This is a genomic window from Nocardia sp. CNY236 (genome assembly GCF_000482385.1).
Taxonomy (GTDB): Bacteria; Actinomycetota; Actinomycetes; order Mycobacteriales; family Mycobacteriaceae; genus Nocardia.
This window is the reverse complement of record NZ_AXVD01000036.1, coordinates 1-17,667: the sequence shown is the minus strand read 5'-3', so window position 1 is coordinate 17,667 and position 17,667 is coordinate 1. Positions and strand designations below refer to the sequence as shown.

The window sequence follows — 17,667 nt, the reverse complement described above, 5'->3', positions numbered from 1 at the left end:
GACTGCGATGACAACAGACCAGGTGGTCGAGGCTCTGCGCGCCTCGCTGCTGGACAACCAGCAGTTGCGACAGCAGAACCGCGCATTGACCGAGCAGCTGCGGGAGCCGGTGGCGATCGTCGCGGTGAGCTGCCGATTCCCCGGCGGCGTGCGGACACCCGAACAGCTGTGGGATCTGCTGGTCGCCGAGCGCGACGCGGTCACGGCCGTCCCGGACGACCGCGGCTGGGACCTGCCGCAGGATGTCGGCGATCCGCCGCTGCGGGGCGGATTCCTGCACGAAGCAATGGAATTCGATGCCGGCTTCTTCGGGATATCCCCGCGCGAGGCATTGGCCATGGACCCTCAGCAGCGTCTGCTGCTCGAGGTCTGCTGGGAAGGCATCGAGCGCGCCGGCATCGATCCGCAGACCCTGCGCGGCACCGACACCGCCGTGTTCGCCGGGGTTATCAACAGCGAGTACGGTAGCCGCCTCGACCATACCCCCGAGGACCTGGCCGGATTCCTCGGCACCGGAACCATCCCCAGCGTCGTGTCCGGTCGGGTCAGCTACCTGCTCGGGCTGGAGGGCCCCGCGGTCAGTCTGGACACCGCATGCTCCTCCTCCCTGGTCGCTGTTCACCTGGCCTGCCAAGCTCTGCGGTGCGGTGATACGGCGCTCGCCCTCGCCGGCGGGGTCACCGTCATGTCCGGGCCCGGGGTGCTCAGTGGTGCGTCGCGTCAGGGCGGGCTCGCCAGGGACGGTCGCTGCAAATCGTTCGCCGCCAGCGCCGATGGCGCCGCTTTCGGTGAGGGCGTCGGCATGGTTGTGCTGGAGCGGCTCGGTGATGCGCGGCGCAACAATCACCCGGTGCTGGCGACCATTCGTGGCTCGGCGGTCAACCAGGACGGTGCGAGCAATGGTCTGACCGCGCCCAACGGCCCGGCGCAGGTTCGAGTCATCCGAAAGGCCCTACAGAACGCGGGTTTGTCGCCCGCGCACGTCGACGCCCTCGAGGCACACGGCACCGGAACGGTATTGGGCGATCCGATCGAGGCGCAGGCGGTGCTCGAAGTATACGGCCAGGATCGTCCGGTCGGGCGTCCGCTGCTGATGGGTTCGCTGAAGTCCAATCTGACCCACACCCAGGCGGCGGCCGGTGTCGGCGGCATCATCAAAATGGTGCTGGCCATGCGGCACGGCCTGCTACCTCGCTCGCTGCACATCGATCAACCGAGCACCCAGATCGACTGGAGTCGAGGCGATGTCGAACTGCTGCGGTCTGCTGTGCCGTGGCCGGTCACCGGGCATCCGCGCCGGGCCGCAGTGTCATCCTTCGGCGCCAGCGGCACCAACGCGCATCTCGTACTCGAGTCCGATCCCGGGGAGCCGGAGGCCGCGCCGCCGGTGCGCGCGGACGGGCCGACCGTCTGGCTGTTGTCCGCTCGCACGTCCGCCGCCCTGCGCGCACAGGCGCATCGCCTGCACGCGCACGTCGCTGCCGACCCCGATCTACACCCGGCAGATGTCGCGATGTCGCTTGCACTCACCAGGCCTCGATTCGACAAGCGGGCGGCGTTGGTCGGCGCAGACCGGGTCGAGTTGCTCGACGCGCTGGACATGCTGTCGCGTGGGCGCAACGACGGCGACACCGCGCGCAAGCACGGCAAGGTGGTGTTCGTCTTTCCAGGTCTCGGCGGAGAGTGGCCGGGCATGGCTCGTGAGCTACTCGACAGCGAACCCGTTTTCGCTGCTCGCATGGCCGACTGTGCACGCGTGCTCGCGAACCATATCGATTGGTCACTGGTCGCGGTATTGCGGCAGGAGCCCGCAGCGCCCTCGATCGACCGGGTGGACGTACTGCAACCGGTGCTGTTCTCGGTACTGGTGTCGCTGGCGGCGGTGTGGCAAGCGCACGGAATCGACCCGGCAGCGGTCGTCGGGCACAGCCAGGGCGAGGTGGCCGCGGCGTACGTTGCGGGAATACTGTCCCTCGAGGACGCCGCCGCGATCGTGGTGGGCCGCAGCCGCGCCTTGGCGACAGTGAGCGGTGGTGGTGCGATGGCGACCGTGCTGCTGACCGTCGGCGAAGCGGAGAAGCTGATCGACGGGTACGGCGACCGGCTGTCGATTGCGGCGGTCAACGGCCCGCGCGTGGTGGTGCTCGCCGGTGAGGCGATCGCGCTCGAGGAATTCTTGGCCGAATCCGATGATGTAATGGCCTTCCGGACCCCGATCGACTACGCCCCGCACTCCGCTGTCATCGATTCGGTGCGCGCGCCGCTGCTCACCTCGCTCGCCGGTCTGGCACCCGGCGCGGGTACCGTCCCGATGCTATCCACCACCGACGTCGATTGGGTTCGACCCGGTCGACTCGGGCCGGAGTATTGGTTCCGCAACCTCCGGCAGGGGGTGTATTTCCACGATGCCCTCCGGATCCTGTTCGACGCGGGGTACCGGACCTTCATCGAGGTCGGCCCCCATCCCACGCTGACCTTCAATATCCAGGATGCGGCCGCCGATGCCGGGATCGACGGTCTCACCGTCCTAGAGACGTTGCGTCGTGGCGAAGCTGACATGCCTCGGCTGCTCACCGCACTCGGTCGGGCACACGTGTCCGGTTTGCCGGTCGACTGGCGTCCGACGTTCGCGCGGGCCGGCGCGCGGCGGGTGGACGTGCCGACCTACGCCTTCCAGCGCCAGCGCTACTGGCTCGACTCGACTCCGGCCGGTGGCGACCCCGCCGCCATCGGACAGGATGATCCGCGGCATCCGGTGTTGCGTGCAGCGGTCGAGTTGCCCGGCACGGGCGATACAGTGTTCACCGGGCGGCTGTCGGTGGCGACTCAACCATGGCTGGCCGATCATGCGGTGCGTGGCACGGTCCTGCTACCCGGGGCCGCCTATCTCGAGATGGCCGCCCACGCGGGCCGTCACCTCGGCTGTGATTCGATCGAGGAACTCACCCTCGCCGCGCCCTTGGTGCTGCCGGGCGCCGCCGATCGCGGAGTTGCCGATGGTGTCCGGCTGCGCCTCACGGTCGGCGCCGCGGACCGGACGGGCCGGCGAACCCTGGAAATCCACTCGCGGCCGCAGGATGTCGACTCCGGCGCGGAATGGACCCACCACGGGAGCGGCGTGCTGGCCCCCGTGACCCAACCGTCCCCGCCCGACGTGCCGCGGGCGCCCTGGCCGCCCGCGGGCGCGCGGCAGATGAAAGTCGCACGGCTCTACAGCATCCTGGACGCGCGCGGTGTGGAATACGGTCCCGCGTTTCGTGGTCTGCGTGCTGCCTGGACCGCCGGTGAGGAGATCTTCGCCGAGGTCGCACTGCCGGAAACGGTGGCGGGCGAGTTCCGGGTGCACCCAGCACTGCTGGACGCGTTCCTGCATACGATCACACTGCGCAACGCGGACGCCGACACGGATCCGGACACCCAGCCCGCCGCCACCGGTGTGCCCCTGCCCTATTCGTGGCAGAACGTGCGCATCTGGACCGATGTCCCGGCGGGGCGCGGGCTGCGCGTCGTGCTGCGGCCGGTCGGCTCGGACGCGGTATCGCTCGAGGTCGTGGACGAGGACCGACGGCCGGTTGTGACCGTCGGCGCGCTGACCATGCGCACCGCGTCCTTCGACTCGCTGCAGGCCCCGACCGACTCGTTGTTCCGTGTCGAATGGCCGCAGCTCGACTCCACCGGGATCGGCGCCCCGCCCACGTCGGGCCGCTGGGCTGTACTCGGCGATCGTGACGACCGACTGCTGCCCGGCACGCTGCCCGGCGTGGGTGCGGACCCGACAGGGTTGGACGCAGTGTTGCTGCCATGTCCGCCCACCGGTTGCGGGACCCCAGAGGCGGTGTGCGCCGCCACCGCACAGGTGCTGGCCCACCTCCAGGCCTGGCTCACTCGGCCCGCCGACGGCTGCCCTCCGCTGGTCGTGCTGACCCGGGGGGCCGTGGACCTCGGTGAGCAGCCGGTCGATATCGTCGGCGCTGCCATCTGGGGCCTGGTCCGCTCCGCCCAGCAGGAGCACCCGGACCGGATCGTGTTGCTCGACACCGATGATCCGAGAGCGACAACGGAATTGCTCGGCGCAGTTCTGGCGCGCGACGAATCGCAGGTCGCCCTGCGGGCCGGCAAGATCCACGTTCCTCGCCTGGCTCGCGTCCGTGACGCCGGCGGGTCGGCCGCGCTCTTCGACGGCGAAGGCACCGTCCTGCTGACCGGCGGTGCTGGCACGCTCGCAGGCATACTTGCCCGACATCTGGTGACGTGCCACGGCGTGCGCCGTCTGCTGCTGGTCGGGCGGCGTGACCCGGCGGAGTCGGTGTCGTTGGTCGCCGAGCTGACAGCGCTCGGCGCGCAGGTGGCGGCCGAGTCCTGCGATGTCACCGATCGCGCTGCGGTCGACGCAGTGCTCGCACGCATCCCGCCACACCATCCGCTGACCGGGGTCGTGCATACGGCCGGCGTCATCGACGACGCCATGCTGAGCGATGTCACCCCGCGGCAGCTGAGCCAGGTGCTGCAACCCAAAATCGCCGGTGCATGGAATCTGCACGAGGCCACATCCGGCCTGCCGCTGCGCGCGTTCGTCGTGTACTCCTCGATAGCCGGAGCCTTCGGCGGACCAGGGCAGTCGGCGTACGCCGCGGCCAATGTCGCCATGGATGCACTGATGGTCGCCCGGCATCGGTCCGGCCTGCCGGCCAAGTCGCTCGCCTGGGGTCTGTGGGAGCAGCGCAGCGAACTGACCGAGAAACTTTCGATCGCAGATCTCGATCGCATGTCCCGCAGCGGAATTCGGGCGCTCTCGGCTGAATCCGGCGCCGCGCTCTTCGACGCGGCCTCGACCGTATCCGACCCGGTTCTGGTCCTGGCCGACCTCGACTTCGCCACATTGCGCGACGGCCCGGTGCCACCGCTGCTGCGATCGTTGGTGCGGACGGCGAGTCGGGTACGGTCCGCCACCGATGACCGACTGCGGGAGCGACTCACCGCGGCGAGCAGCGACGAACAGCCGGGCATCGTGCTGGAGACGATCCGGCTGTATGCCGCCAAGGTGCTCGGGCACGCCGATGCCGCCGCGATCGGCGCGGACGAGCAGTTCCTTTCGGTCGGATTCGATTCGCTGACCGCGCTGGAGTTGCGCAACCGCCTTGCGGAGGCCCTCGGCGTCAGCCTGCTTCCCACCGTCGTGTTCAGCAGTGGCACCCCGGCCGAGCTGGCGCAACTCGTTGTCGCGGAATGGAGGTCGGCGGCAGCCGGTCCGGCCGCACAGCGTCCGGCGGCGGAACCGCCGGACGACCGTGTCTCCGACCCGGTTGGTGTCCTGTTCCGGCAGCTGTGCCGTCGCGGCAAGGCCGACGAGGCGGTCGATCTGCTGAAGAACGCTTCTGCGCTGCGGGCCGAGTTCCACACGGGGGCCGAGCTGCGCGACACCGACGATCCCCCGCAACTGGTGCGGATCACCGTCGGTACCGACGCACCCGAGCTGGTGTGTCTGGGTTCGCTGGTTGCGCTCGGTGGTGGCCACCAGTACGCCCGGTTGGTCGCGCACTTCCGCGGCGCCTACGGCGCGAGCGCGCTCGCGGCGCCGGGTTTCTTACCTGGACAGCGTCTTCCGTCGACGATGTCGGCGCTGTTCGACTACCAAGCCGAGGAGATCCTCGAGCGCGTCGGCAGCGAGCGCCCGCTGATCCTGCTCGGTTCCTCCTCGGGCGGCATCGTCGCCCACGGCGTGGCCGGTCAGCTCGAGCAGCGGGGAATCCGCCCGGCCGCCGTTGTTCTGCTGGACACCTATCTCGCGACCGACAAGGCGATGACCCAGTTCAACAACATACTGCTGCAAGGCATGTTCGATCGCGAAGATCAGGCCGTGCCGATGGACAGCGCCCGGCTCACCGCCATGGGCAAGTACTTCCGAATCCTCGACGACTACCGCCCGCCTGTGGTCGAGGCGCCCACAGTGCTGGTGCGGGCCTCGTCCCCGCTCGGCGAGACCGCGCCCGCCGTCGGTGACTGGCGCTCGCGCTGGCCGGGCGCGCACACCGTCGTCGACGTTCCCGGCGACCACTTCTCGATGTTGGAGCAGCACTCGGCGACGACAGCAGGCGCCGTTTCCGACTGGCTCGAATCGATCCTGGCTTGACCGAATGTACTGAAAGGAGCGTTCATTGATGCAGACCGAATCCGAGGGTCACACATCGGATGGCCCTCCGATCGCTATCGTCGGCGCCGGGGTCATGGGCGTCGGCATCGCCACCCTCGCGTTGGTTCGCGGGCTGGCGGTCGTGCTGGTCGATATCGACAACACCCGGCTCGACAACGCCCGTGCCCGGATCGCGACGGAATTGCGGATGGCGCAGCTGATGGGCAGGCTCGCCGACGACACCACGGTCGGTGCGCTGACAACCACCACCGCGGTCGCAGACCTTGCGGCCGTCGCCGTCGCCATCGAGGCGGCGACCGAAGACCTTGCGGTCAAGGCGAAGATCTTCGGCGAGCTTTCGGCGGTGGTACGCCCAGGTACCCCGCTGGTTTCGAATACGTCGTCGATCCCAATCGATGAACTCGCCGAGTACGCGCAGCGGCCCGAGGACGTCGTCGGCACGCACTTCATGAACCCCCCGTACCTCATTGGGACCGTCGAGGTGATCCGCGGCGCGCGTACCGGTGAGCGCACCATGGCGGCGCTCGAGCGTGCGCTGGGCGTGCTCGGGCAGCAGCCGGTCGTCGTCGGCGACACCCCGGGTTTCGTCACCAGCCGCGTCCTGCACCCGATGATCAACGGCGCAGCGCGGATCGTGCAGCAGGGCACCGCGAGTGCCGAGGACGTCGACGCACTGATGGAGAACTGCCTCGGGCATCGAACCGGGCCGCTGCATACCGCCGATCTGATCGGCATCGACAACCTGGTCGATTCGCTGCAGGTGCTCTACGAGCGCACCGGCGACGAGAGTTGCCGCCCCTGCGAACTGCTGTTGGAGAAGGTCCGGCTGGGCCACCACGGCCGCAAGGCCGGCCGTGGCTTCTACGAATACACGAACTGAGGAGACGAAAGTGGACGCAACGAACACCCACGTCGAACAGGCCCACGATGCGGGTATTCAAGAGGATGTGCTGCGATTCCTCGAAACTCAGACCAAGCGGTCCTGGGATCCGCACGCGGATCTCTTCGCCGCAGGCGGGCTCTCCTCGCTGTTCGCCATGCAACTCGTGGTGTTTCTGGAGCAGACCTATGCGATCGCCATCCGCGGAAAGGATTTGCGTCTGGACAACTTCCGGACCGTCGTGAACATGGTCGCATTGGTGGAGCGCCTCGGGGGTGACCAGTGAGCGGCGGGCTCACCGCGGCTTGTGCGACGGTCACGGGTTTCGTCGGCGACCAGGCGGAGCACTGGGACCGCGCCGGGACCCTGCCGTCGGATCTGCTGAGGAAGCTCGGCGCCGCCGGATACCTGTGCCCGCAGGTACCAGCCGGTTACGGGGGCCTCGGCTGGGACAGTGCCCGCGACGGCGAGTTCACCGCGCACGTGGGCAGCCTCTGTTCGTCCCTGCGCAGCATCATGACCTCGCAAGGGATGGCGGCGTGGACCATCGCGCGTCTGGGCAGCGAGGCGCAGCAGGCCGACCTGTTGCCCCGGCTCACCGGAGGAACGCTGGCTGCGGTCGCCTTCAGCGAACCCGGTGCCGGGAGCGATCTGTCGGCGATCAGGACCCGAATAGTCCGCGACCGGGACATGCTCGTGGTCGACGGTCACAAGACCTGGTCGACCGCCGTGACGTATGCCGACTACGTGGTCGTCGTCGGCATCATGGACGACGGAGGCGCAGGCGCCGTCGTGGTGCCGACAGATGCCCCCGGTGTGCGTATCGACCGCATCGCGGATCCGCTCGGTTGTCGTGCCGCCGGTCACGCCGACGTGCGATTGACCCGGGTACAGGTGCCCGCCGCGCAGCTGCTCGGTGGCGGGGGGCAATTCCTGCCGCTGGTGGTGACCACCGCGCTCGCCTACGGCCGGATGTCGGTCGCCTGGGGATGCGTCGGCATCCTACGCGCGTGCCTGGCCGCAGCCGGGACGCACGCCAAGTCTCGCCGGCAATTCGGCCGAACACTGGGCGAACACCAGCTCGTCGCCGGGCATCTCGCCGATTTGATGATTGCCGAACAGACCACCCTTCGGGTCTGCGAGCACGCGAGCCGCTGCTGGGACGAGGGGCTGCCGGATCAGGTGGTGGCCACTGTGCTGGCCAAACATGTCAGCGCGACCGCAGCGGCCCGCGCCGCCGCGGTCGCCGTGCAGGTGCTGGCCTCCGCCGGCACCAGAGAAGGCCACACCGTGGCGCGCGCCTATCGCGATGCCAAGTGCATGGAAATCATCGAGGGCAGCAACGAGATGTGCCAGCTGCTGCTGGCCGACCACGTGCTGGCCAATGTCCGACCGAACGAATGCATCGAGAGGCCTTCATGACCGACAGATCCGTATCCGAACCGCCGCCCACGGTGAAGTGCCTGGTCTGGGACCTCGACGACACACTGTGGCAAGGCACGCTGCTCGAGGATGGTGAGGTGGCGCTCGACCCGGCCATTCGGGACGTCATCATCGAACTGGACTCCCGCGGTGTCCTGCAGTCCATCTCCAGCCGTAACGACCACGACATGGCTTGGAACCGGTTGGCGGCCTTCGGGCTCGCGGAATACTTCGTCCTGCCGGAGATCGGCTGGGGACGCAAGTCCGATGCGGTGCGCCGCATTGCGGAGAAGCTGAACTTCGCTCCGTCCACAATCGCGTTCATCGACGACCAACCGGTCGAGCGGGCGGAAGTGAACTATTACCTACCCGAGGTGCGTTGCTATTCTGCCGAGACGGCTGCGACGCTCACCGGTCTGCCCGAGTTCACGCCGGTGACGAACACGGTGGACTCACGGCGCCGAAGGCAGATGTACCAGGCCGGGTTTCGGCGCGACGCGGAACGCGCGGAGTTCGAAGGCGCGGACGAGGATTTCCTGCGCTCGCTGGAACTCGTCCTGCGGATCGGGCGTGCAACCGAGGAGGAGCTGTCCCGGGTCGAGGAGCTGACGCTGCGTACCAGCCAGATGAACGCGACCGGAGTGCACTACTCGGACACCACCCTGCGCAGCCTGCTGCGCGACCCGAACCACGAGGTCTTGGTGGCAGCTATGACCGACCGATTCGGCCCGCACGGCGCGGTGGGCGTCATCCTGATCGAGAAGCACGATGCCGTATGGCATTTGCGGTTGTTGGCCACGTCGTGCCGGGTCGTGTCCTTTGGAGCCGGATCCACGCTGCTGGCCTGGCTGACCGATCAGGCTTACCGAGCGGGTGTGCATTTCGTGGCCGACTTCCGCCCCACGCACCGCAACCGCATCATGGAGGTCGCTTACCGCTTTGCCGGCTTCGATGAACAGCCGTGCGCCTGCAGTACCGTCCTGGTCGCCGCCGAGGCCGGGGACATCCAGCGACTGCATCTGTTCCCTGCCGCGTGGCGTGGGTCGACCACCATGCGGATCGACGCCGCCGACCTGACCGCCGCGCCGCCGCTCAGAACAGGCGCCGGACCAGGGTGATGCCGTCAGCCATGCTCAGCATGCTGATCTCCACCCGCTCGTCCGATCGTAGGCGTGCATTGAGCTCGCGAACCCCTTCGGTGTCCGGGTCCTGCACATCCGGATCGGCCACCCGCCCGAAGAACAACGTGTTGTCCACCACGATCAGACCGCCCGATCGGATCAGTGCAAGCGAAAACTCCAAGTAGCGAGGGTAATTGGCCTTGTCCGCGTCGATGAACACCAGATCGAAGATCTCTGCACCCTCTGTGGCCAGCATCTGCTCCAGAGTCGCGCAAGCGTCACCGACGCGCAGGTCGATGCGGTCGCGCACGCCTGCCCGCTGCCAGTAGGGAGCGCCGATCGCGGGCCATCGATCGGTGATGTCACAAGTGACCAGCCGCCCGTCGGCGGGCAGGGCGCGGGCGAGGCACAGCGTGCTGTAGCCGGTGAACGTACCGATCTCGAGGATCGATCGGGCGCTGGTGAGGCCGGCGAGCAACGCCAGTAGCTGGCCCTCCTCGGCGAGGACCTGCATGACCGCCCCGCCGGGCAGATCAGCTGTCTCCTTTCGCAATTCGTGCAAGATGTCGTCCTCTCGAAGAGAGACCTGCCGGATGTAGTCGGTGAGTTTCGCGGTGACGGTGATCTGGTCGGCCATGAAGATCCTTCGTAGGGAATGGGTCAGGGTGGGAATCGGTCCAAGCGGTCGATCCGAGGCAGTCCGGCGGCAAGGGGTGGCCGTGGCAGGCGAAGTCCGAGAATGGCAGTGGCGGATAGCGTCTCTGTGACGTGCTGGTGACCTGCGCGCAGGCTCGACGATATCGAGGCGGAACGCCTGAGCCGCGATTCTGCAATACCCTCCGAGTAATGCCTGCTCTATCGAATTCCGCCCGCCGCTGCGCCGTCGCGAGGATGCCGTCGTGACCGCAGACGGCACCTTGCTCGCCATCAGTGACCTGCATATCGGGCATCAGGAGAATCGGGAGATCGTGGCACGGATGCGTCCGGACTCACCCCAGGATTGGCTGCTGGTTGCGGGGGATGTCGCCGAGCGGTTCTGTGACGTGGAATGGGCTCTGAGTGTGCTCGCCGAGCGATTCGCCACCGTGGTGTGGGTGCCAGGCAACCACGAGCTGTGGACACTTCCCGATGATCCGGTGACGCTGCGCGGCGTCGCACGATACGACCGGCTGATCGAGTTGTGTCGCAGCCTCGGCGTGGTGACACCCGAGGACCCGTACCCGATCTGGCACGGCCCCGGCGGGCCGATGCTGATCGCGCCGCTGTTCCTGCTCTACGACTACACCTTCCTGCCTGCCGGTGTCACCACCAAGCAGGAGGCGTTGACTCTCGCGCACGAGACGGGCGTGGTATGCACCGACGAATTCATGTTGCACGCCGATCCGTATCCGTGCCGGGAAGCGTGGTGCGAGTCTCGGGTGTCGGCCGCCGAGCAGCGCTTGCAAGCATGTGACCCCGCCCTGCCCAAGGTACTGGTCAATCACTATCCGCTGGTGCGTACCCCGACCCGAATCTTGCGCTACCCGATTTTCGCGCAGTGGTGCGGCACCGAGCGTACGGCCGACTGGCATACCCGCTTCGGCGTCGCTGCCGTCGTGTACGGACACCTACACGTTCCCCGCACCACGTGGCACGACGGTGTTCGATTCGAAGAAGTGTCGCTGGGTTATCCGCGTGAACGGCGCGTGTACGGCGCGGCGCTGAGCCGCCCTCGGCAGATCCTTCCGGACATCGGCCCCCGCACGGAAATGTGGTTCGGGATGGGGCGATTGTGAGCGGACACCGTAGAGAGGGCACCATGGACGACGAACAGACCTGGTTCAGGCACCTGCACCCCGAAGAAGAGGCCCAGCACCGCCTCGTCTGCTTCCCGCACGCCGGTGGTTCGGCGAGCTACTTTCAGCCCGTCGCACGGGCACTCGCACCGGACATCGAAGTCATCGCAGTCCAGTACCCCGGCCGTCAAGATCGGCGAAACGAACCCGGCATCGACGATATCGGGGTACTGGCCGACCACATCCACGCGATCATGCGGACCTGGCCCTGCGGGCCGCTCACCTTCTTCGGGCACAGCATGGGCGCTGTCATTGCTTTCGAGGTGGCCCGTCGCTTGCGGCGAGACGATCCCGGATGGGCGCTGCACCTGTTCGCCTCTGGTCGCCGGGCTCCTCACCTGCACCGTTCCGAGGCGGTGCACTTGCGCGATGACGCGGGAATCATCGCCGAGGTTCGTTCCCTCGGTGGTACCGAATCTCAGCTTCTCCAGGACCCGGAGTTGCTGGAGATGATCCTCCCCGCATTGCGCAGCGACTACCGCGCCGTGGAGCGCTACCGGTTCGTGCCGGACGGTCCGCCGCCCTGCTCGATCACCGTCCTTACCGGTGATCGAGATCCGCAGACCACGATCGATGAAGCGCGGGAGTGGATCCGACACTCACAAGACCCTTTCGATCTCAGGGTATTCCGTGGTGGTCACTTCTTCCTGAGCGACAACGACACCGCGGTGTCGGGCGTGCTGTCGGAACATTTCACTGCGACCGGTCCGAACTCCCGAGCAACTCCGCACCGGATGGGTCGGGTACCTCCGTCACGATGATCCGAGTGTCGGAGGAGCGCTCCCCGCAAGGGGCGAACGGTAGCTCGGTCGGGTACCCGTGTCGGTTCAGGCGCTGCAGCGCTGCCACATAGCACCCGGATAGTTCCTCTTGATACAGGCGCTCGCAGGCGAAGACCCAGCTCGAGTGGTCCATGACATACTGGCCTCCGCCCTGCCCACGCACCAGGTGCAGGTCGGCCAAATCCTCCAGCAACTCCTCCGCCAGGCTCTCCGAGCACTCCAACAGCACGGCTACCGCTCGGGGCCGGATACCGTGGCCCACGATGACACCGAGCCAACGGAAGGCCTTTCGTAGATCTTTCTCACCTCGGGAACGCTGGTTCAGCGCGTCATACGCGCGGCCCAGGGCCGATCGCACCGCGACGTCCCCGACCTGTAATTCGTCCAGGAACTGGTCGGAATCCACCAGCTTGCGGGCGATGTCGCAGATCCTGCGATCGGGGCGGTCGAGTAGACGCAATCCGACGACACGCAAGGCCAGAGGCAAGCCGGAACATACCGCCACGACCATACGGGCAGAATCGATCTCCGCATCGATTCTTTGTCTGCCGATCATCCCGGCCAACAATTTCATCGAGTTCTGCTCATCCAACGAATCCAGGACGATCGTGCTGGATGCATCGAGATCGGCGAGGCGTCTGCGACTACCGACCAGCATTCGGCTGGAACCGCTACCTGGCATCAACGCACGCACTCCAGATGCGTCGCAGGCGTCATCGAGCACGATGAGAATCCGGCGCCGAGCGATGACCGACCGGTAGAGATCCAGGCGATCGGGATCTGCATCCGGTATGACAGATGGGGACACTCCCAGCCCGATCAAGAATCGCATCGCCACGGACGCGGGGTCTACGGTTGCTCCCTGCGAGTTTTCGAGGCTGGCATAGAGTTGTCCGTCGGGATAGTCACCGCTCACGGCGTGGGCGACCCGCAGCAGCAGACTGGTCTTGCCGACCCCGGCAGGTCCGGTGACGACGCCGCACGCCACTGGCTGCGTGTCGTCTTCAGCGGTGAGTAGTTCGCGCAGCTCACGAATTTCGACGCTCCTGCCGGCGAAGTCTCGCACCTGTGGCGGCAGTTGTGCGGGCATAGGTATCTCCGCTGGATCCGTTGCGCATGGGGCGCCAATGGCCACCGAATTGTCCTCACCGCACAGGATCCGACGCTGGATTTCGCGCAGTTGTGCACCGGGCTCCATTGCGAACTGACCGATGAGTTCGTTGCGCACATGCTGGAAGAGCGCGAGCGCTTCCGGTTGCTGACCGGAGCGGAACAACGCAAGCATGAGCCGACCGACGAAGGCCTCGTTCAATGGCTGTTCACGAACGATTCTCCATAGCTCGGGCAGAACTTCGGTATGCCGACCCAGCTCCAGTTGCATGTCCATCCGCCAACCCAAGGTCTGCAGCCGTAGTTCTCGCAGATGGCCCCCTTCGCGCTCGTGCAGCCGCGCGCACGGCACATCCACGAACGGCTCGCTGCGCCACAAACCCAGCCCCCGATCGAGCTCCTCGACCGCTGCGGCCAGATCACCCGACTCGGCGAGCCCCTTCGCCGCCCGCCGACGCGCCAAGAACCGGCCCAAATCGGTGTCGTTCTCCTGGATCCGGACGAGATAGCCGGGCGTGCGCGTTTGGATCGGCTCCTCCCCGAACGAACCCAGCGCCCGGCGCAAACGCATGACATACGTGCGAACCGTGGCCGCCGCGCTCGGCGGCAGTGGATGGTCCCAGACGAATTGTGCGATGCGGTCGACGGAAACGACCTGATTGGGATTGAGCAACAGTGTTGTCAGAATGACGCGTTGCCGTGGTGCCGAGATAGCCACCTCACGATCCCCCGAACGGACGACCAATGGACCGAGGATCTGGAACTCCACTACCACTCCTGACGCGCAGACTTGCTCATTCACCGCAGCCGGACAACCATCCAGCGCTGCGACACTGCCCGCTCACCCTGGGCTTCCCGAAAAGTGGACAAGGTTAGCTTGCTTCGGGGGTGGTTTGAGAGACTGCTCGTCGTCGAGGGTGAGAGCAACCCGATAGCCGAGTGCCGTCGCTGATGATTGTAGAAATTCATCCCATTGTCAATCGATTCGACTGAGAAGTACTCTCCTAGTGACGGTTTCGTCACTAAGGGGAACAGCTGACGCGCGAGCAGGGACGACCGCGAGCAGGGACGACGCAGGCTGCCTCGGTCGGCGAAATCGATGGGATTGTGGACCGGCCCGGGCAGATGGCATTCTGTGCGTTCGGAGCACCGTTGCTGCGGCAGTATCGCCGCCCGTCATCTGCGCACCGAGCGTGGATAGGGCGATTGTTACATACACTGTGACCGTGCTTGCCAACCCTCGATGATCTGCGGGATCGAGCATCTCATGGGTTCCGAGTCGTTCCCAGACCGCCTGGATGCTTGCCTATCGGATGTACTTGAGTCTCAACATATGTGTCGATCGTCTCGAACTGCGTTCGAGACCAGTGGGTGCACCTGTCGGTTGGTCGAGGATCGCCGGGCGGTGGGGTCGTTGCAAGGCGCAGTCGAGAGCTTCGGTCGGGGAGCATACGGGGTAGTCCACTGGGCAAGGTTGAGTCTCGTGGCGTATCGGGTCCGGCGGAGCGGCATCAGGGGTAGCGCGGTTTCTTCGGCGACCTGCGAGCTGCCGTCGGTGGCTGGGCTGCTGTTGGCCCGGTGGAGCTGTCAGGATTGGGCTAGCGAGGCCTACTCGGCCGGCGTCCGGCACAACGTCCACCAACGACACTCCTCCGGTTGGGTCGATAGGCATAGGCGCCGAGCGAAATTGGCTCGTCCGTGTCTCCCCGGCCCTCAGGGCCACACGTCGTCGTGAAGGCGGGCATATCCGCCAATGTTTGCCCGAGCCGTTGGGTCGGTTCCGCGAGCGCTTATTGTCTGCTTCACGGGCCGCATGCGCAGCTTGGTGAAGGCCGGCCTCGATCTCGTAGTGGATGACGCGTGGCTGTTTCTGGAATGTCGCTACGCCGCGGCCGGCCTCCAAGGCGAGGTCAACGTGACGCTCGAGTCCTGTCTCGTATTCGATTTCCCGTGCCGGCTTCTCGGCCTCGAACGAGCCTGCGTTTGTGCAGTCGGTCTATACTCCGCCAGTAGTGCATGTTGGTGCAGCTACGATCTCCGCGTTTGTGCCGTCGGCGATTCGATCTCGTTGAGTCGACTGTCGAGTCGGGCGGCCCAGAAGATATCGAACACGGCGTCTCTGTCGACCTCGCGAGGTGACCTAGTTGGTTGGAGAGTCCAGGTCGATCCTTCTGGAATATATACGCCTACTTCTCATGAATTTCCGAGTGTCGATGAACTGAGGAGGCGTGACCACTTGCTCAGGTCATTATACTTTTGCAGCTCCAATATCATTGTGACACAAATGTTCACGCAGAGGTGCGAACAGCTGAAGAACGGAAGGCTGTTCATGTCGCATAGAGATATTGACCAGGAACTAAACCTGAATCCACCGACCCGGTTTTCGGGCTGGTCTGCGCGCCTGCGGCGCGCTGACCAGTGGTTTTCGTGTGTGAGGTAGCCGCCGGTCTGCCCGGCTTTTCCACGTTGCTTTGGTTCGGGGCCGTTCGGGCCGGGTGGTCAGGCGGTAGCAGGCTGTGGTGGTGTGTAGCCGATTGTGTTGTGCCACAACATCAGCCATGCCTCGGTCCAGGGCCAGTGGCGGGGCAGGTGCAGGACCGGGCGGCGTTGCGGGCGGGCCAGGCGGGCGGGGATGTTCACGATCTTGCGGCGCAGGGTGGCGGCACGGGCTCGGCCGTGTTTCCCGCCGGCGAGGATGCCGATGGAGTGCAGCAGGTTGTGGGCGATCGCGGCGCACAACACCCAGGCGGAGTTGGCGCCGAACCGGCCCGAGGGAATGTGAGCCAGTGGTCCGTCGATCAGGTCCGCGAACACGGTCTCGATGACGGCGTGTTTGCGGTGGGTGATATCGGCGTCTGCGACCGGTTCGGTCGAGTTGGTGAAGAACGGGTGGTATCGCCAGACCGGGAACAGCGCGTCGAGGTAGCGGGCGTCTTTCACACGCCGCACAACCAGCCGGGCGGTGATCCGGTCTTTGGTGGAAGCGAAAGCAGTGTAGGAGGTTTCGGCGACCTCGGCGCCGGATATCCACTCGCCGGTATCGGGATCGCGGACCGCACCGGGATACTTCACGGGCGTCCGCGCATCCTCGCTGATCGCGGCGATCGCCTGTTGGATGGCCGCGTTGCGAGTCATCACCAGCGAGAACTGCGCACCCGCTCGCACCGCGGCGCGCACGACTTTGTGGTTGCCGTAAGCCGAATCGCCACGGACCAGGATCTGCCCGGCCGCGCCGGAGGCGCGGGCGATGCCGATCGCGCGGGTGACCATCGACGCGGCGCCCTTGCCGGAGCCGGTCTTGCCCGCACGCAGGCGCATCCCCGCGATCACCGGGGCGGCCAGGTCGGTGCTGATCGTGGTGGCCAGAAATGAAAGCCCTTTGCGGAGAACCTGTTTGCCCGCGATCTTGGTGTGCCCGTAGGACGCGCCTTGTTTCTGGTGACCGTAGACCGGACGCAGTAGCGAGTCGATATCGACGAAAGCCCGGACCCCGGCGCCGGGCAGCAGATCGGTCCGTGCGGCCAGGGCCAGCAGATGATCGCCCAGCACTGATTCCAGCTGCATGGCATGCCCGAAGGTCAACTCCCGCAACAACGTTCCGACCGTCGAGGGTGCATACACGCCCTCGAACAGTGCCTCCGCCCCGCCGCTGCGCAGCAGATCGATATCATCGATACAGTCCGCGCCCGCGCACATGCCCGCGATCAAAGTTGCCAGCTCCGGTGCCGGGTTCGCTGATCCGGACTTGATCCGGGGCGCGGCGATGACGACTTTCTCGGACAACATGCTGGTCAAGCCGGTCTGCTCGGCCAACCTCATCACCGGGACCAGCCCCGCGCACGACACGAGGTCATCATCATCGAACCTCGCCGAGTCCTCGGCGAACCTGTGGAACAATAGCACTGAAAGTGTCTTTCTGATCCGGCCTTGATTGCTTGTGTGATAACTCCAATCATCCCAGGTCAGAAGACACTTTCCTCATTTCAACACACTCGATTCACCGATTTCATCGGTGGATCGAGGCTAAATGGTTGAAGCGTAAATGGTGTGTGGGGCTTGGAAGTAGCCGCGGACATGGCCGGGGAGTTTCTGGATGCGCCGGAAGAACGAGCGAACCGCCAGTTCCATTTGTTCTGGGTTGAGGATGTTCTCGTCGGCCAGGACGCGTTTGAGGTCTGCGTTGACCAGTTCGTCGGGGTTGAGGTGTGGGGCGTATGCCGGGAGGTAGTGCAGTTCGATCCGGTCGCGGTGGGTGTGCATCCACGCTGTGGTGGTCTTGGCGCGGTGGACCGGGTGCCGGTCCACGACCAGGTGGATCTTGGTGTCGTAGCCGCTGATCAGACGCTTGCAGAAGGTGAGGAACCCG

The 17,667-nt window shown here is 66.1% G+C and carries 11 protein-coding genes; 7 read left to right on the top strand and 4 right to left on the bottom strand.

What is annotated here, in order from left to right; genetic code table 11:
• Nucleotides 1–7 precede the first annotated feature (7 nt).
• From K940_RS0117885 to K940_RS0117865, 5 genes are read left to right on the top strand one after another with little or no spacing between them, the layout of a single operon-like run.
• The gene (locus tag K940_RS0117885) at nt 8–6,130 is read left to right on the top strand and encodes a type I polyketide synthase (RefSeq protein WP_028478664.1); all 6,123 of its coding nucleotides are present in this window, start codon (nt 8–10) and stop codon (nt 6,128–6,130) included.
• A gap of 28 nt (nt 6,131–6,158) precedes the next feature.
• Nucleotides 6,159–7,031, top strand: a complete 873-nt coding sequence (locus K940_RS0117880; protein ID WP_051407324.1) for a 3-hydroxyacyl-CoA dehydrogenase family protein — start codon at nt 6,159–6,161, stop codon at nt 7,029–7,031.
• 10 nt (nt 7,032–7,041) lie between these two features.
• The gene (locus K940_RS0117875; protein ID WP_051407323.1) at nt 7,042–7,317 is read left to right on the top strand and encodes an acyl carrier protein; all 276 of its coding nucleotides are present in this window, start codon (nt 7,042–7,044) and stop codon (nt 7,315–7,317) included.
• On the top strand, nt 7,314–8,453 hold the full coding sequence (locus tag K940_RS0117870; protein ID WP_028478661.1) for an acyl-CoA dehydrogenase family protein: 1,140 nt from the start codon (nt 7,314–7,316) through the stop codon (nt 8,451–8,453). The genes K940_RS0117875 and K940_RS0117870 overlap by 4 nt, the downstream gene beginning before the upstream one ends.
• Entirely contained in the window at nt 8,450–9,571 is a 1,122-nt protein-coding gene (locus K940_RS0117865) for an HAD family hydrolase (RefSeq protein WP_028478660.1), read from the top strand. Before K940_RS0117870 ends, K940_RS0117865 begins: the two co-directional genes overlap by 4 nt.
• Here the strand turns inward: K940_RS0117865 and K940_RS0117860 are convergent.
• Nucleotides 9,546–10,211 carry a class I SAM-dependent methyltransferase gene (locus K940_RS0117860; protein ID WP_028478659.1) on the bottom strand — a complete coding sequence of 222 codons (666 nt, stop codon included), beginning with the start codon at nt 10,209–10,211 and terminating at the stop codon, nt 9,546–9,548. The two genes, K940_RS0117865 and K940_RS0117860, sit on opposite strands and share 26 nt — an antisense overlap.
• Nucleotides 10,212–10,473: 262 nt before the next feature.
• On the opposite strand from K940_RS0117860, the gene K940_RS0117855 reads away from it, so the two are divergent.
• A complete protein-coding gene (locus tag K940_RS0117855; RefSeq protein ID WP_028478658.1) occupies nt 10,474–11,349 on the top strand; it encodes a metallophosphoesterase in 876 nt (291 codons plus the stop codon).
• A gap of 23 nt (nt 11,350–11,372) precedes the next feature.
• On the top strand, nt 11,373–12,170 hold the full coding sequence (locus K940_RS28940; RefSeq protein WP_051407322.1) for a thioesterase II family protein: 798 nt from the start codon (nt 11,373–11,375) through the stop codon (nt 12,168–12,170).
• Here the strand turns inward: K940_RS28940 and K940_RS28935 are convergent.
• The 3 genes from K940_RS28935 to K940_RS0117830 form a co-directional block, all read right to left on the bottom strand.
• Nucleotides 12,103–14,070 carry an AfsR/SARP family transcriptional regulator gene (locus K940_RS28935; RefSeq protein WP_155980937.1) on the bottom strand — a complete coding sequence of 656 codons (1,968 nt, stop codon included), beginning with the start codon at nt 14,068–14,070 and terminating at the stop codon, nt 12,103–12,105. The genes K940_RS28940 and K940_RS28935 overlap by 68 nt on opposite strands.
• A gap of 1,730 nt (nt 14,071–15,800) precedes the next feature.
• Nucleotides 15,801–17,204, bottom strand: coding sequence for an IS1380 family transposase (locus K940_RS0117835; RefSeq protein ID WP_028478657.1), 1,404 nt, complete (start codon nt 17,202–17,204; stop codon nt 15,801–15,803).
• A 120-nt stretch (nt 17,205–17,324) separates the two neighbouring features.
• The coding region (locus tag K940_RS0117830) for a transposase (RefSeq protein WP_028478656.1) at nt 17,325–17,667 on the bottom strand (343 nt) is incomplete at its 5' end.

Bases quoted from the DNA above. Each gene is read 5' to 3' on its own strand.
- K940_RS0117865 (WP_028478660.1), top strand. From the start codon at position 8,450: ATGACCGACAGATCCGTATCCGAACCGCCGCCCACGGTGAAGTGCCTG.
- K940_RS0117885 (WP_028478664.1), top strand. From the start codon at position 8: ATGACAACAGACCAGGTGGTCGAGGCTCTGCGCGCCTCGCTGCTGGAC.
- K940_RS0117860 (WP_028478659.1), bottom strand. From the start codon at position 10,211: ATGGCCGACCAGATCACCGTCACCGCGAAACTCACCGACTACATCCGG.
- K940_RS28940 (WP_051407322.1), top strand. From the start codon at position 11,373: ATGGACGACGAACAGACCTGGTTCAGGCACCTGCACCCCGAAGAAGAG.
- K940_RS0117880 (WP_051407324.1), top strand. From the start codon at position 6,159: ATGCAGACCGAATCCGAGGGTCACACATCGGATGGCCCTCCGATCGCT.